This is a genomic window from Microbacterium sp. dk485 (assembly GCF_004570445.1).
Classification (GTDB): Bacteria; Actinomycetota; Actinomycetes; order Actinomycetales; family Microbacteriaceae; genus Microbacterium; species Microbacterium wangchenii.
Genome location: NZ_SPQW01000001.1, coordinates 1,057,917 through 1,072,386 on the forward strand (window position 1 = coordinate 1,057,917; position 14,470 = coordinate 1,072,386).

General features: G+C 68.1%; 17 protein-coding genes. 10 read left to right on the forward strand and 7 right to left on the reverse strand.

Features of this window, described 5'->3' with window-relative positions:
* Positions 1–12: 12 nt before the first annotated feature.
* The 7 genes from E4V99_RS04915 to E4V99_RS04945 all read left to right on the forward strand — a co-directional run bounded on the left by E4V99_RS04915 (position 13) and on the right by E4V99_RS04945 (position 4,540).
* Complete coding sequence (locus tag E4V99_RS04915; protein WP_135116569.1) at positions 13–1,347, forward strand: FAD-dependent oxidoreductase; 1,335 nt, start codon at positions 13–15, stop codon at positions 1,345–1,347.
* A gap of 16 nt (positions 1,348–1,363) precedes the next feature.
* Entirely contained in the window at positions 1,364–1,690 is a 327-nt protein-coding gene (locus tag E4V99_RS04920; protein ID WP_135116570.1) for a DUF6385 domain-containing protein, read from the forward strand.
* Between the two features lie 4 nt (positions 1,691–1,694).
* Complete coding sequence (locus E4V99_RS04925; protein ID WP_209305590.1) at positions 1,695–3,146, forward strand: mannitol dehydrogenase family protein; 1,452 nt, start codon at positions 1,695–1,697, stop codon at positions 3,144–3,146.
* A gap of 30 nt (positions 3,147–3,176) precedes the next feature.
* Entirely contained in the window at positions 3,177–3,398 is a 222-nt protein-coding gene (locus tag E4V99_RS04930; protein WP_135116572.1) for a hypothetical protein, read from the forward strand.
* Positions 3,398–3,649 (forward strand): hypothetical protein, encoded by a 252-nt coding sequence (locus E4V99_RS04935; RefSeq protein WP_135116573.1) that lies wholly within the window; start codon positions 3,398–3,400, stop codon positions 3,647–3,649. Before E4V99_RS04930 ends, E4V99_RS04935 begins: the two co-directional genes overlap by 1 nt.
* A 62-nt stretch (positions 3,650–3,711) precedes the next feature.
* Positions 3,712–4,092: a DivIVA domain-containing protein gene (locus E4V99_RS04940; RefSeq protein WP_135116574.1), complete on the forward strand. Its 381-nt coding sequence runs from the start codon at positions 3,712–3,714 to the stop codon at positions 4,090–4,092.
* Positions 4,085–4,540 carry a VOC family protein gene (locus E4V99_RS04945; RefSeq protein WP_135062970.1) on the forward strand — a complete coding sequence of 152 codons (456 nt, stop codon included), beginning with the start codon at positions 4,085–4,087 and terminating at the stop codon, positions 4,538–4,540. The genes E4V99_RS04940 and E4V99_RS04945 overlap by 8 nt, the downstream gene beginning before the upstream one ends.
* Positions 4,541–4,806: 266 nt before the next feature.
* On the opposite strand, the gene E4V99_RS04950 is transcribed toward E4V99_RS04945, so the two are convergent.
* The 4 genes from E4V99_RS04950 to E4V99_RS04960 are packed head-to-tail and all read right to left on the reverse strand — an operon-like array spanning position 4,807 to position 8,116.
* Positions 4,807–5,550: an alpha/beta hydrolase gene (locus E4V99_RS04950; RefSeq protein WP_209305591.1), complete on the reverse strand. Its 744-nt coding sequence runs from the start codon at positions 5,548–5,550 to the stop codon at positions 4,807–4,809.
* Positions 5,551–5,609: 59 nt separating this feature from the next.
* Positions 5,610–5,918, reverse strand: coding sequence for an EthD family reductase (locus E4V99_RS18550; RefSeq protein WP_209305592.1), 309 nt, complete (start codon positions 5,916–5,918; stop codon positions 5,610–5,612).
* Positions 5,919–5,957: 39 nt separating this feature from the next.
* Positions 5,958–7,529: an NAD(P)/FAD-dependent oxidoreductase gene (locus E4V99_RS04955; protein WP_135116576.1), complete on the reverse strand. Its 1,572-nt coding sequence runs from the start codon at positions 7,527–7,529 to the stop codon at positions 5,958–5,960.
* Positions 7,530–7,531: 2 nt separating this feature from the next.
* Positions 7,532–8,116: a hypothetical protein gene (locus tag E4V99_RS04960; RefSeq protein WP_135116577.1), complete on the reverse strand. Its 585-nt coding sequence runs from the start codon at positions 8,114–8,116 to the stop codon at positions 7,532–7,534.
* A gap of 131 nt (positions 8,117–8,247) precedes the next feature.
* Between E4V99_RS04960 and E4V99_RS04965 the strand changes: the two genes are divergently transcribed.
* Complete coding sequence (locus E4V99_RS04965) at positions 8,248–8,844, forward strand: TetR/AcrR family transcriptional regulator (RefSeq protein ID WP_135062962.1); 597 nt, start codon at positions 8,248–8,250, stop codon at positions 8,842–8,844.
* Positions 8,845–8,917: 73 nt separating this feature from the next.
* Here E4V99_RS04965 and E4V99_RS04970 read toward each other — a convergent pair whose 3' ends face one another.
* Complete coding sequence (locus E4V99_RS04970) at positions 8,918–10,399, reverse strand: MDR family MFS transporter (RefSeq protein ID WP_135116578.1); 1,482 nt, start codon at positions 10,397–10,399, stop codon at positions 8,918–8,920.
* A gap of 126 nt (positions 10,400–10,525) precedes the next feature.
* On the opposite strand from E4V99_RS04970, the gene E4V99_RS04975 reads away from it, so the two are divergent.
* A complete protein-coding gene (locus E4V99_RS04975) occupies positions 10,526–11,206 on the forward strand; it encodes a TetR/AcrR family transcriptional regulator (protein ID WP_135062958.1) in 681 nt (226 codons plus the stop codon).
* Between the two features lie 64 nt (positions 11,207–11,270).
* Here the strand turns inward: E4V99_RS04975 and E4V99_RS04980 are convergent, their stop codons facing one another.
* Complete coding sequence (locus tag E4V99_RS04980) at positions 11,271–11,639, reverse strand: helix-turn-helix domain-containing protein (protein WP_240742779.1); 369 nt, start codon at positions 11,637–11,639, stop codon at positions 11,271–11,273.
* 65 nt (positions 11,640–11,704) lie between these two features.
* Between E4V99_RS04980 and E4V99_RS04985 the strand changes: the two genes are divergently transcribed.
* Positions 11,705–13,909: an LLM class flavin-dependent oxidoreductase gene (locus tag E4V99_RS04985; protein WP_135062956.1), complete on the forward strand. Its 2,205-nt coding sequence runs from the start codon at positions 11,705–11,707 to the stop codon at positions 13,907–13,909.
* A gap of 60 nt (positions 13,910–13,969) precedes the next feature.
* Here the strand turns inward: E4V99_RS04985 and E4V99_RS04990 are convergent, their stop codons facing one another.
* A complete protein-coding gene (locus tag E4V99_RS04990; protein WP_135062954.1) occupies positions 13,970–14,413 on the reverse strand; it encodes a nitroreductase/quinone reductase family protein in 444 nt (147 codons plus the stop codon).
* Positions 14,414–14,470: the final 57 nt, after the last annotated feature.

The window sequence follows — 14,470 nt, forward strand, 5'->3', positions numbered from 1 at the left end:
ACCTCATCCGCCGTGTTCATCGAGGAGCCTCCACGCACGACATCGGTCGTCGGCGACTACGACGTGGTCGTCGTTGGTGGCGGCCCGGCCGGGGTCATAGCGGCGATCGCGGCTGCGCGGACCGGCGCACGAACGCTCCTGATCGAGCGTTACGGGTTCGTCGGCGGCATGGCCGCGAGCGCCCTGGTCACGCCGATCAGCGAGTTTCGGGTGGGCGGGCGCCAGCACATCGGCGGCATCCCGCTCGAACTCATGCGGCGCGCCGCGGAGCTCGGAGGCGCCGAGCTCGACCGGGACAGCGGTAATTGGCCAGTCAACGACGAGATCCTCAAGCTGGCGGCGCAGCGACTCCTTCTGGAAAGCGGCGTGACGCTTCTGCTGCACACCTGGTTCGCCGACGTCGTCGCCGAACGCGGGCACGTCAGTCACGTCATCCTGCAGAACAAGACCGGTCGAGTGGCATACGGATGCGGCGTCGTGGTCGACTGCAGCGGCGACGCCGACGTCGTGCGGGCGGCGGCGCTCCCCACCACGAAGGGCGACGTGCTGCAGCCGGCCACCCTATGGTTCCAACTCGGCGGCGTGGACACCGATGCACTGGAGTACGTCTTCGGCGACGCGGTGGATGGAATCCTGCCCGTGTCTGCGTCGATCCGGGCGCGCTTGGCTGACCTCCATGCCGCCGGCGAAGTCCCGCTATTCGGGGGCCCCTGGATCAACCGCTTCTTCCACGACGGGTTGGTAAGCATCAACGTCCTGCGCGAGTCGACGGACGCCAGCGATCCCGAGCGATTCTCGACCACGGAGACGAACCTGCGCGAGAAGATGCACCTGATCATCGAGGTGATGCGGCGGGAGTTCCCCGAATTCCGCCACGCATGGCTCGCCAAGTCGGGCATCCAGACCGGCGTCCGGGAGACCTACCACATCGTCGGTCGCTACGAGTTGACGAAGGATGATGTGATAAACCCCAAGGCGTTCCAGGACACGGTCGCGAAGGGCGCGCACACGATCGACATCCATCGAGGGCACAGCATCGATCAGGACGATTTCGTCATCCTGAGGCAGCCTTACAACGTGCCGCTCGGCTGTCTCATCCCGCAAGGAAGCGTCAACGTCATCACAGCCGGGCGCACGCTGTGCGCCGACGGCCCAGGCTTCGGTTCTGTCCGCGTGATGGCGACCTGCATGGCTATGGGCCAAGGCGCCGGCACTGCAGCGGCTCTGGCGGTGGAGCACGGATTCTCGATGTCCGATCCGGACGTCGGCCTCCTGCGGCAGACGCTGATCGCGCAGAACGCGATCGTCGATTTCGACAACGTCTCGACCACCGCCGTCGAGACCTGAAGGGCAGGCGAACGACATGCAACAGACCTACACATCCGTCATCGCTCGGCGCGTCACGCTCGATGGCGACTACGCCACTTTGCCCTACGAAGCGGGCTGGGCACGCGAGGTGGTCATCTTCCTGCAGACCGAGGGCGCACACCCCGACCTGACCTTGTCGGCCGAGGTGTCGCCCGACGGCATCAACTGGATCCGGCGCGGTACCCCGACCACCCTGCCGGCAGGCGACACGATCGCCGAGATACCCCTGATCAACTTCGGCAACTGGCTGCGCTTGACCGTCAGGGGCGCGACGCCCGCCCAAACCGCGCGCATCCTTGTGCACGTGAATGGGAAGGGATGACGCCGTGCAACGTCTCAGCCGCTCCTCCCTCCTCTCGCTGCCCGAGGACATCTCACGACCGGCGTACCTGGACAATGCCACAGGAGTCGGAATCGTCCACTTCGGGGTCGGCAACTTCCATCGAGCGCACCAGGCGATGTACGTGGACCGGCTCCTCTCCTCCGGAGTCGGTCGTGAATGGGCGATCTGCGGGATCGGCCTGCTGGAGCGCGACGCCGGGATGCGGGACGCGCTGAATGGCCAAGACGGTCTGTACACCCTGACCCTGCGGCATCCCGACGGGACCGACGAGGTCGGGGTCATCGGCTCGATCCGGCGCTTCCTCCACGCACCGGATGACCTGTCGACCGTGCTCGAACAGCTCGCCGAACCAGCTGTGCGTATCGTCTCGCTCACGATCACCGAGGGCGGCTACGTCGAGGATCCGACGAGCGGCAAACGTGCCGCCGACGATCCGCTGGTGGTCGCCGAGGCCAGAAGCGCGCTCACGGAGCCGCGCACAGCCTTCGGTTGGATCGCAGCGGCTCTGCGCGAGCGTCGTCGCCGCGGCACCCCGCCGTTCACCGTGATGTCGTGCGACAACATCCCCGGCAACGGCGGAGTGACCCGCCAGAGCGTGGTCGCCGTCGCTCGCCTGGTCGATCCCGAGCTCGGCGACTGGATCGCGACAGAGGTGGCGTTCCCCTCCACCATGGTGGATCGCATCACGCCGGTAACCGTCGAGGCCGACCGGCAGCGCATCCGCGAGAGAGCCGGCGTGGAGGACGCGTGGCCGGTGGCGAGCGAGCCCTTCACGCAATGGGTTATCGAGGACAACTTCCCCACCGGCCGTCCGGACTTCGAATCGGTGGGAGCCACCGTCGTCGACGATGTGCATGCGTACGAGATGATAAAGATCCGCCTCCTCAACGGCGGCCACCAGGCGCTCGCATACATCGGACAGCTCGCCGGGTACGCCTACGTGCACGATGCGCTCGCTGACCCTCGCATCGAGGCGTTTGTTCGTGACTACATGATGACCGAGGGCGTGCCGACGCTGAGCGTTCCCGCCGGCTTCGACCTGCCGGGGTACATCGAGGAGTTGTTCCGTCGCTTCGGCAACCCCGGCATCGCCGACACACTGGCCAGGCTCGGCGCCGACGCCTCCAACCGCATCCCGAAGTTCGTCGCGCCGACCCTGCGCGATCGTGTGGCCGCCGGCTCCGATGCCCGTGCCGGAGCGCGGCTCATCGCCAGCTGGCGCGCGTTCAACCGGGAGGCCGCGCTCGGGCGCTTCGTCCTCGACGACGAATCCGCGCAACACCTGCTCGATGTCTCCGCCGGTGAAGCCGGGGACTTCCTGACCGCCTTCTCTGCACTGGCGCCTCTGGCGGATTCGGACAAGTTCGTCGCGGCGTACATGGATGCGGTCCAGCGCCTCGAGGCCGGCGGCGCCGACGCGCTGCTCGCCGACTGACCGCCCGGATACCGACGAAAGGAAAATGGCATGAGAATCGGCGCCCACGCCCTCGTCTGGACCGGTGAGTTCGACCGCGCCGGCGTCGAGAAGGCGGTGACCGGTGCGGTGCGAGCCAGCTTCGACCACATCGAGTTTCCCGTTTTCGAGCCGGAGGAATGGGATGTCGCGCACACGCGCACCCTCCTTCACGACCATGGACTCACGGCTCCGACTCGCTTGGGCTGCCCGAGGATGGCCCGAGCGTCCTGATGTACCTCATCTTCGCCGGCGTGCTCGTCGGCGCCCTCACCCGCGTGCTGCGCCGTGCCGCCGACGAACCCTCCGCTCTGCGGATTCTGAACCGCGCAGCGGTCGCGATTCCCGCCCTCGCGGTGACGGCGATCGTCGTCGCGAACGTGTGGTTCTCCGTCATCCCGCTCTTCGGGATCGACGACTCAGGCACCTACATCTGGCCGTTCCCATTCGGCTCCGTCGACTTCCAGGTGGAACCGGCCGGATGAGGGACGAAGCCGGTGGCCGACCGCGCTCCGCAACGAGGTGCCCGCGGCGCTAGTGTCGGGGCATGCACAGCGCTGAGCTCCGCGACGTCCGATTCCCCCCGGGGAAGCGAAAGGGCTTGTTCCGCGTGGAGGGGTTCTCCGCAGAGGACGTCGACGATTTCCTGCAGGAGTGCGAAGTCGCCCTCCACGCCTACGAGAGCGGCGGGACGCCCCGCTTGCGCAGTGAGGACGTCGTGACCCGGCAGTTCCGCACCTCCACGCGTCACGGCGGCTCTTACGACATGGATGCCGTCAGCGAGTTCCTGGACCGCGTCACGGCCGCACTGCAGGAGCACGAACAGCGAGTGCCCTGGCCTCCGCGCTTCCACGGCAGCCCCCGACACCTACGAGCTGAGCGTGTTGATCGCCGCCGGTGCTCCGACGTAGCGTCGTCGCATGGCTGAGTACACGACGGTCGACCCGTGGATCATCTCCGCCGACACGCTCGCAGAGATCGCGTTCCTCAGCGACGTCTTCGGCGCCGTTGCGAGAGCCGAGCCATTGCTGGACGCCAGCGGACGCGTGGCGCATGCCGAACTCGCGATCGGCGACTCGGTCGTCATGCTGTTCGATGCCCAGGAGACAAGACCGGCGTACCTGCGCGTCTATGTGGACGACCTGGATGCGGTGATCACCCGCGCGGAATCCGGTGAGGCTCGGGTGGTCACTCGCCCGACCGAGCTCGCATGGGGCGATGTCGTCTCCCGGTTCCGCGACCCGCAGGGCCACCTCTGGTGGGCGTTCCAGAAGTTGGACATCGACTTCGCCGACATGGAGCGGCGGGCGGAGGATCCGCGCTTCCAGGAGGGGATGGCATACGTGCAGTCGTCCGCGGCCGGAGAGATTACGTGATTCCGCGTCGACCCGGTAGGAGATCAACACCACGCGTGTGGCGTACAGGGTGCCGATGACGGTTACGCCTCGAGGGTGGCGATCGGCGTGCCCCGGCAGCCCCAGGCCGCACACATCCCGCCTGATGGCGCGGTCCCGCGGAGCGGACGTCGCCAGTCGCCCGCGCGTTCGACTCCGAACGAACATGCGTCGGGATGCTCGTCGTCCGACACGCACGGGGCGTGCGGCCAGGGTGGCCCGCACGCCCCGTGCGTGAGGAGGGGTGATCAGCTGGGCGCTTGGGCGGCCGCCTCGATCAGCTCCGCCGTCTCCGCCGCGTGGGAGACGTAACCGGCATGCGACGCGTCGATCGAGGTGGTGTGCGCACCCATCCGCTCAGCGAAGAAGCGCTGCGCGACCGGCGAGAGCGCGTTGTCCTGGTTGGAGATCTGGTACCAGCTGGGGATCGTCTTCCACGCCGGCTCCCCGGTCCGCTCCTCGAGGACCGCCACGTTGGTCGGGCGCTGGGCCACGGCCATGATGTCGGCCTGCCGAACAGGCACGTCTGCCGCGAAGATCTGCCGGAACCGGGCCGGGACGATGGTGGCGTCGGCACCGCCGGGGTAGGGCCGCACGATGAGGGAGTCGGGCGTCAGCTCGGCACCCGGGTACGTCACCGGGTCGTTGAACTGGGCGATGGTCTCGCCCTCGTCGGGCGTGAAGGCCGCTGCGAACACCAGTGCGCGGACGTTGCCGGCGCCGGTGGCGGCGTTCGTGATGACCGCGCCGCCATAGGAATGGCCGACGAGGACCACGTCGCCGTCGATGGAGTCGAGGATGCTGCGGACGTACGCCGAGTCGGACGCCAGGCCGCGCAACGGGTTGGCGACGGCGAGCACCGGGTAGCCGTCCTCCTGGAGCTTGCTGATCACACCGCCCCAGCCGCTCGAGTCCGCCCAGGCGCCGTGCACGAGGACGACGGTGGGCTTCGCGGCCGGCTGCTCGCCGGCGGTCGAGATGTCAGTGTTCATGTGAGTTTCCTTTCGTGTGTTGTCGTGATGGATGGTTCGTTGCGTACACCGGAGGGGGTTCAGGACTCCTCGACGTCGGAGAAGAGTCCTGTCATTCCTCCGGTCGCGAGTTCGCCGGCGCGCCGGAAGAAGGCCCCCGCTTCGGGCGTTCCCAAGGGCGCGTTGGCTGCCGCGTAGTCGGGGAAGTAGAGGTCGATCATGCGATAGGCCGGAGTGGCGGTGCCGTCTTCCTTGGGCCAGACCTTCGAGGTCTCCATCTTCATGAGACCGGGGAATCTCCGGGCTCGGTCGACCAATTCGGCGTAACCGGACTCGAACACGTCCGGGTCAACCGGGTTGTCGAAGATGAGGGTGATTTTCGTGGGCATGCGGAGCTCCTTGCGTCGAGTGGTGATGTGGATGGGGGTTCAGGCGGCGGCCGCGTCGGTCGCGGAGTCGGCCGTGACGAGAGCGACGGATGCTGTGACGTGATCTCGGCCGTCTGTCTCGAGCAGGCGGAGCCAGATCTCGCTGATAGTCGGGTAGGCGGGCACCGCGTGCCACAGGCGGTCGAGCGGGACCTCCCCGGCGATGGCGATCGTCGCGGCGTGGAGGAGTTCGGCGACGTCCGGACCGACGGCGGTGAAACCGATCACGGTGTTGCGGGTGGCGTCGATGACGATGCGGGCCTGGCCGCGATAGTGATCGGCGTGCAGCGCGGCACCGGCGACTTTCCCCAGGTCGTAGTCGACGACCCGTGTGTCTCGTCCGGCTGCCGCGGCTTCCTGTGCCGTGAGCCCGACGGTGGCGACCTCGGGCTCGGTGAAGATCACTTGCGCGAGCGCCCGTTCGTCGGCGGTCACGGCGTGGCGTCCCCACGGATCCAGGCCGGGTTCCGCGCCGTTCGCTCGCGCGACGATGGCATCGCCCAGCGCGCGGGCCTGGTACTTGCCGTGGTGCGTCAGCGGTGCGCGACGGTTGACGTCGCCGGCGGCGAAGAGCCAGGCTGCACCAGGGTCGGCACCGGTCTCGTCGCCGATCGGCTGACCGTTCTGGTCGAGAACGGCGAGGGTGTGGTCGACCGTCATCCACCTGCCCGCTTCCAGGCCGATCCGGTCCAGACCGATGTCCGTCGTATTCGCCACCCGTCCGGTCGCGACGAGAACCTCGTCCGCCGCGACGGTGCTGCCGTCCGACAGTGTGATCTCGAGGATGCCGGAATCCTTCCGTCGAGCCTCAACGGCGTCGGCGTCCAGGTGGAGTGCGACACCGGCGGAGCGGAGCGCCTCCGTCACGTGCTCGCTCGCGAACAGCTCGGCTCGCGGAAGCAGGCGCGTATGAGAGATCAGTGACACGTGGGAGCCGAGTGCGTGAAATGCCGTCGCCATCTCGGCGCCGACCACTCCGCCCCCGATGATGGCCAGGCGGTCCGGGACCTTCTGTGTGGCCGCGGCTTCGCGGTTCGTCCACGGCGTGACGTCCGCGAGTCCCGCGATCGGCGGCATGTGTGCGCTGCTGCCGGTGGCTACGACGACGGCATGGCGTGCCCGCAGGTGCGTCGTCGTGCCGTCGGCGGTGTCGGTGACGGTCACCGTGCGAGGGCCACTGATCCGTCCCTGTCCGCGGACCAGCGTGATGCCGGCACTGCGCAGCCAATCGACCTGATCTGAGTCGTGCCAGTGCTCGGCGAACCGGTCCCGACGGGCGAACACCGCGGCCGGGTCGAGGATGCCGCTCGCAGCTCGCCCCGCGGCGGGAAGGGCACGGGCAGCTCGGAGCGCCGCAGCATCACGGAGGAGTGCCTTGGTGGGCATGCAGGCCCAGTACGAGCACTCACCACCGACGAGTTCACGTTCGACGATGGTCGCGGTCAGGCCGCCTTGCACGACTCGGTCGGCGACGTTCTCGCCGACAGGTCCCGCGCCGATGACGATCACGTCGACGACGGAATCGCCGTCTACGTCGGATGCGATGAGGGACGGACGGGTGACTTCAGTCATGATCACTTCCCCGCCTTTCGGATGACGCGGTGCAACTGGATCGCCGAAATCAGGAAGAAGACGCCGCCGAGGGCCGCATAGCCGCCGGCGATGGTCAGCGCGGCATTCGGCCCCGCGGCCACCAGAAGGAAGCCCGCACCCGCGAAGACGGAGAGTCCGCCACTGAGGACCTGTGCCAGCTGGCCTCCGATGCGCCAGCGCAGGACCGCGACGATCAACTGGACGATTCCCGCGGTGATCGCCCAGATCCCCCACACCCGCAGGACGTCCGGGATACCGGAGCCGACGACAGCGGCGAGGCCGATCGCAGCCGCGAGGCTCAGCGCGATGTTGATGTAAAGCGGGGCCTTCGGCCGACTGGACCCGGAAGAGCGGAAGTCGATGATCGCTGCCGCGACATCGAACAACGGATAGATGACGAGCAGAGCGATAGAGCCTGCGTTGATCGACGTCGCGGTCGCGATGAGCAGGATCGCCCAGGTGACAGCGAATCCGAATCTCGCGAAGTAGAGGTTTCGCAGCGCCCTCGTACTGCTGGCGGCGCGTACGGCGACCCCCGGATCCCCGGTATGGACTGAGGCGGACATGTGCTCCCATTTCTTGTAGATAGAACGGTCGGTACACCGAGCATGAACCGACTCGACCCATCTGTCAAGACCGATCGTTCTGTCTCTCTGATAACGTGGGAGGCACAGCAATATTTGGGAACGAGGCACACATGTCCGACGCACGAACTCGACTGCTCGACACGGCCAGCCGGCTCTTCTACGCCGACGGGCTGCGCGCCGTCGGAATCGATCGCGTCATCGCCGAAGCACAGGTCACCCGCGCCACGCTCTATCGGCACTTCCCGAGCAAGGACGACCTGCTCGTCGCCTACCTCACGCAGATCGACGAGGGGATCCGCGCGCGGACCGACGCCGCCCGAAACTCCGGCGGCGACACGGACGACATCATCCGAACGATCGCGCAGGCCATCGCCGACGACATCCGGGGCGCCGGCTTCCGCGGATGCGCATTCCTCAACGCCGCCGCGGAGTACCCCGACCCCAACCACCCGGTTCACCATGCCGTGCTCGAGCACCGGGAGTGGTTTCTCACGACGATGACCGAGCTCTTCGCTCAGACTGGAAAGATCGACGCCGAACCCGCAGCCCGACATTTCGTGATGCTCCGAGATGGCGCGATGGCCGCCGGCTCCCTCACCGACCCGGAGCCCATCTGCGCGACCTTCCTACGTGGTGTCGAGGGACTCCTCGCCTATCGCAGCGGCCTGGAACCCGGCGACATCACAGGGTTGAGCAACACACCCTGAGCGGGCGCGTTCAGCGGCCGATTCACGCAAGTGGCCGGAACAGGTCCGGCGCCACAGCCGGCGGCGGCTCGGCCTAGTGCGCGGCAGGGTGCGCGAGCGGCTCCTCGACGTCGGCGGGCTTGCGCACGAAGAGGGTGAGCACGACCGCGACGCTCGCGATCGCCGCTCCCACCACGAACGCAGTGTGCACACCCGCGGTCATCGCTTCGCCGGGGGCGTCGCCGGCCGCGAGGGCGCTGGCGGTCCCCACGGACATGAGCGTGACGAACAGGGCGGTACCGGCGGCGCCGGCCACCTGCTGGAGGGTGCTCGTGATCGCGCTGCCGTGCGAGTAGAGGGAGCGGGGCAGCGACCCGAGTGCGGAGGTGAGCAGTGGCGTGAAGACGAAACCGAGCCCCAGGTTGAGGGTCACGTGGATGAGCACGATCCACCAGATCTCGGTGTTCATGTCGAACGTCGTCATGCCCCACAGCGCCGCTGCGGCGACGACCATCCCGGGAAAGACCAGCGGACGCGGCCCGAAGCGATCGAACAGCGCCCCCACGATCGGGGCGATGACGCCCATCAGGATGCCGCCGGGCAGCATCATGAGGCCGACCGTCAGGGTGTCGAGAGCCAGCGCTTGCTGCAGGAACAGCGGCAGGAGGATGAGCGAACCGAACAGCGCCGCCATGACGACGACGACGAGCACGACGGCGAGACTGAAGGAGCGCGAGGTGAAGGTGCGGAGGTCGAGGAAGGCGGCATCCGTCCTCTGCAACGACAGCTGGCGCAGCACGAACACGACGAGCGAGACGACGCCGACGACGAGCGGGATCCAGACCGGCACGGGTGCGTGACCGGACGCCGACTCACCGATGAGGCTGAGGCCGTAGATGAGCCCGCCGAAGCCGAAGGCCGCGAGCACGGCCGAGAGCGGGTCGAATGAAGGCCGCGAGGTCTCGGTGACGTTGCGCACCCACACGGCGCCGAGCGCGATCGCGAGCAGGGCGATAGGAAGCACGAGCCAGAACATCCAGCGCCAGTCCAGGGCGGAGAGGATGACACCGGCCACCGTCGGACCGACCGCCGGCGCGACGGCGATGACGATGGAGATGACGCCCATCATGCGCCCGCGGTGGGTGGGCGCCACGACGTTGAGCACGGTGGTGAACAGCAGGGGCATCATGATCGCGGTGCCGGACGCCTGCACCACGCGGCCGGCGAGGAGCATCCCGAAGCCCGCCGAGAGCGCGGCGATGAGCGTTCCGGCAGCGAACAGCGACATCGCGGTGAAGAACAGGCCTCGTAGCGGGAACCGCGCCAGCAGATAGCCGGTGCACGGGATCACGATCGCCATGGTGAGAAGGAACCCGGTGGTCAGCCACTGCCCGGTGGCGGCGGTGATGTCGAGGTCGTCCATGAGCCGGGGCAGGGCGACGCCCATGATCGTCTCGTTGAGGATGACGACGAAGGCCGAGGCCACGAGGAGGGCGATCACGGGGCCGGTCCGGGGCGCAGCCGCTGCGGCGGGCACGGATATCGAAGCGGTGTCGGGGTTTTTCTCGAGCGTCACGAAGGGCTTTCTATCTGCAGGGCTGCACACTGTTGCGGGAGGGGCGCCGGATGAGCTGCACGAACGCCCCGATCAGTATATGGCAGTGACTGCCACTATCGGTTCGTCGGGTGCGAGAATGGGCGGATGCTCGAACCCGACGATCGGCACCGCAACATCACCGGTCCCGCCGACGACCCTGACGCCCACCGCGGCCTGCGCGAACAGCGACGTCGTGAGACCCGTCGCGATATCGCCGACGCGGCGATCGAGCTCTTCGAGCGCCAGGGTGTCGCCGCCACGACGGTGGAGGAGATCGCCGAAGCCGCCGGCATCGCCCCGCGTACCTTCTACCGCCACGCGGTGACGAAAGAGAACGCCCTGTTCGTCGACGACGACTCCATGGAGCGGCTGATCGCCCGCGTGCGCGCCGTCGACGGAGCGGGGCCCGCGGTGAGACGCACGATCGAGCAGGCCTACCTGGCGTCCATCGATGCCTTCGACGCCGAGCAGCCCGACACCCACACGCGCATCCTGCGGGCGCGTCGCCTCGTTCTCGCCGAGCCGGGCCTGCTCTCCCGCGCCCTCGCCCGTGACGACGAATACGTGCAGGCCCTCACCACCATCGTGTTGCGCGCCGACGACGACCCGGACGCCGATGAGATCCAGGCCCGCGCTGTCGTCACCGCGATCAACACGAACGTCCGCCTGGCCTACGACGAGTGGGCGCGCCGGGCCGAACGCGGCCAGAAGGCATCCGTCCGACACCTCTACCAGCAGGTGCGGTCGGTGCTGACCGACCACTTCACAGCCGACGACCTCGACTGAACGCAGAGCGTGCACTTCGCGGTCGCGGGTGGATATCTCGACCGACGTAACTCCGGATAGGCGCTCAGTCCTCGGGGTCGTCCCAGCGTCGCACGAACCCCGAGATCGGCTCGATGGCCGACATCAGGTCGTTGCCACGCTCGGTCAGGTGATACCGCACGCTGACGGGGATGGTCGGGATGACCTCTCGCTCGACCAGCTGCGCCGCACCGAGCTGCTGCAGGCGCACGGTGAGCATACGGGCGGACAGACCGGGGACCGCGGCGACGATCTCACTGAACCGTTCCGCGCCGCGGGCGAGTGCGAGGAGGATGCCTGCCGACCAGCGCTGACCGACGACCTCGAGCATCGCACCGGTCCGCTCGCAGTCGCGCTCGTCGGCGTGCGCCCAGGCGGTCGTCGGCTGGGCAGGGGAAGCGGATGGCAGAGTCACTTACTCATGGTAAGTCAGTTACGGGGTGTTTGCACCGGTCTGACCAAGAAGAACAGCATGGCCGCATGCCTGATTACGGTCACCCGGTGAAGTTCGGAAGCTTCATCACTCCCCGAAGCGACAGCCCCCAGCTCCCCGTCGACCTCGCGGTTCTGAGCGAGGAGGTGGGGCTCGATGTCGTCACCTTCCAGGATCATCCGTACCAGCCCACGTTCCTCGACACCGCCACGCTTCTGACCTGGGTCGCGGCGCGCACGTCCCGCATCCATGTCGCGGCGAACGTGCACAGCCTGCCGTTTCGCCCCGCCGCCGTGCTCGCGCGCGCGAGCGCGAGCCTGGACCTGCTCAGTGGAGGCCGCGTCGCCCTCGGGCTGGGGACCGGAGGGTTCGGCGGTGCCATCGCGGCGATGGGAGGCCCCGATCGCACCGTCGGTCAGGCGGTGAGCGCCTTGGACGAGGCCATCGACGTCATCCGCGGGATCTGGGCCGGGAACGACCCGACACCGCTGTATATGAACGGCGAGTACTACCAGATCAGTGGCGCCAAGCGCGGGCCGAACCCGGCCCACGACCTGCCGATCTGGGTGGGCGCCTTCAAGCCGCGCATGCTTCGACTCGTCGGACGCAAGGCCGACGGCTGGCTCCCCAGCCTTCCCTGGCTGGAGATGGGCGTGACCCGGGCGAACGAGATCGTCGACGAGGCGGCCCGCGGCGCCGGGCGCGACCCGCGCAAAATCGTGCGGCTGTTGAACGTCTTCCCGCAGACCACCGCCGACGAGCTTGCCCGGCTTGCGATCGAGGACGGCGTGAGCGTCTTCATCGTCGCGAGTGATGACCCCGCGGAGATCCGCCGCTTCGCGCAGGTGGTCGCGCCCGAGGTGCGCGAGCGTCTCGAAGAGCACCGCGCGCGGGAGGCGGCGACAGGAGGCGGCGGCCCGTCTGTGCCGAGCTTCGAGGGTGACGACGTACCGGAATCGCTCGCCGCGTCCGCCCTCACCCCGGCTGGAACGGGGTACACCCGATACACGTCCGGGTACTTCCGCGGCGCTCGCCCGGGTCTCGTACTGCGGCCGAAGACGCCTGCGCAAGTGCAGGATGCTGTGCGTTTCGCTGCTCGTCACACCGACGTGTCGCTGGGCATCCTCAGCGGCGGCCACGGACTGTCGGGCCGCTCGCTCAACAACGACGGCATCGTGATCGCCGTCGACGCACTGAACAGCATCGAGATGCTGAGAGGCCGGCACTTCCGGACCGGGCCGGGCGCCGACTGGGCTGGAGTGGCCAGTGCGCTCGCTCCGCACGGGCTCGCGCTCACGGCGGGCGACTCCGGTGGCGTGGGGATCGGGGGCCTGGCCACCGCCGGCGGCATCGGATGGTTCGTGCGCGAGCACGGACTGACGATCGACCACCTGCGCTCCGTCGACGTCGTCACTGCCGACGGCGAGCTCGTGCGCGCCAGCGCGGAGGAGAATCCGGACCTGTTCTGGGCGATGCGCGGGGCGGGCGCGAACTTCGGCGTCGGAGTGTCGTTCGAGTTCGAGGCGCACCCCGTCGGCCCGTCGGTCGGCTTCGCGATGCTCACGTACGCCGTCGACGACATGGCCGGGTTCCTCCGTGATTGGGGGACGACGCTGGAATCGGCGCATCCCAGCGTCACCGGAACGCTCATGATCGCCGCCCGCGGGCGGGGGGTGGGCCAGATCGCCGTGCAGGCTATGCTCGTGGTCGACTCGGACGACGCCGGCACTGTCGTAGAGCGACTGCAGCCCTTCGCCCCGCTGGCACCGCTCGCGAGCCAGTCCGTGCAGTTGGTGCCGTACTCCGCTCTCCTGGAGACGCCCCTCGGTGAGCAGCAGCAGGGCCGCGGCGAACCGCATGCGCACTCCGCGCTGTTCCGCCGTCTGAGCGATGACGTCGCCGCCGCGCTCGCCGACCTGCTCGAAGCGGATTCGCCATTCCTCCTCTCGGTGCGCTCCGCCGGCGGCGCAGCCGGGAACACCGCGTCGGATGCCACCGCCTACGCCTGGCGCAGCGCGAACTTCCTCATCGCGGCCCTCGGCGGACGCACTCCCGACTTCGAGGCACGCTGGAGGCGAGTACGCGACCGCGCGGAGGGCATGTACTTGAGCTTCGAGACCGACACCGGTCCCGAGGTTGTCGCCCGCGCTTTCCCTCCCGCGCACCTAGCGCGGCTGCGTGACCTCAAGCGTCGCTGGGACCCGACGGGCCTGTTCCGCGACAACTTCTACATCGTGCCCGCGGAGGGTTGAGTTCGCGTGCCGCCAGGCTCACGCACTGAAGCGAGATGCCAACCGCTCTGGCTGGAGCTATCAATCGTTTGTTCTCATGGGGGAAGGGAGGTCGGTGAAGATGATCTCCATGAGAGGGCTTCCGGCCATCCAGTCTTCGACGCGCTGGGGTTGCCGGACGATGGCCGGGTTATGCGGCTGATTGAAGTCGTCGACGATGTACTCGAAGATCGGTCGCTTCTGAGCGGGCTCGGTGATGGGGATGGCGGTGGCTCGCAGGTCGGCATGGATGCCGTGCTTGAGGTGGAACGTGAACTGCGGATTCGCCACGAGGTTGGCGTACCAGTCGCGACGCGCGGGTGTGCTGCTGAGGTACCAGCGGCCGTAGATGTGATGGAACCAGATCTCGATCCGTCGGGGCTTACCGGAACGGGCTCCGATCGTGGTGATGTCGACGGTGCGCTGCCAGGCGGTCGAGTCATGGTTGATATCGAGTGCGCGCATGATCGCGCTCAGGTTGGTCATCTTCTCTCCGATTCATGCTGTCCACGTCCCGCCCGACATGTCGGTGCGGGCGGGACG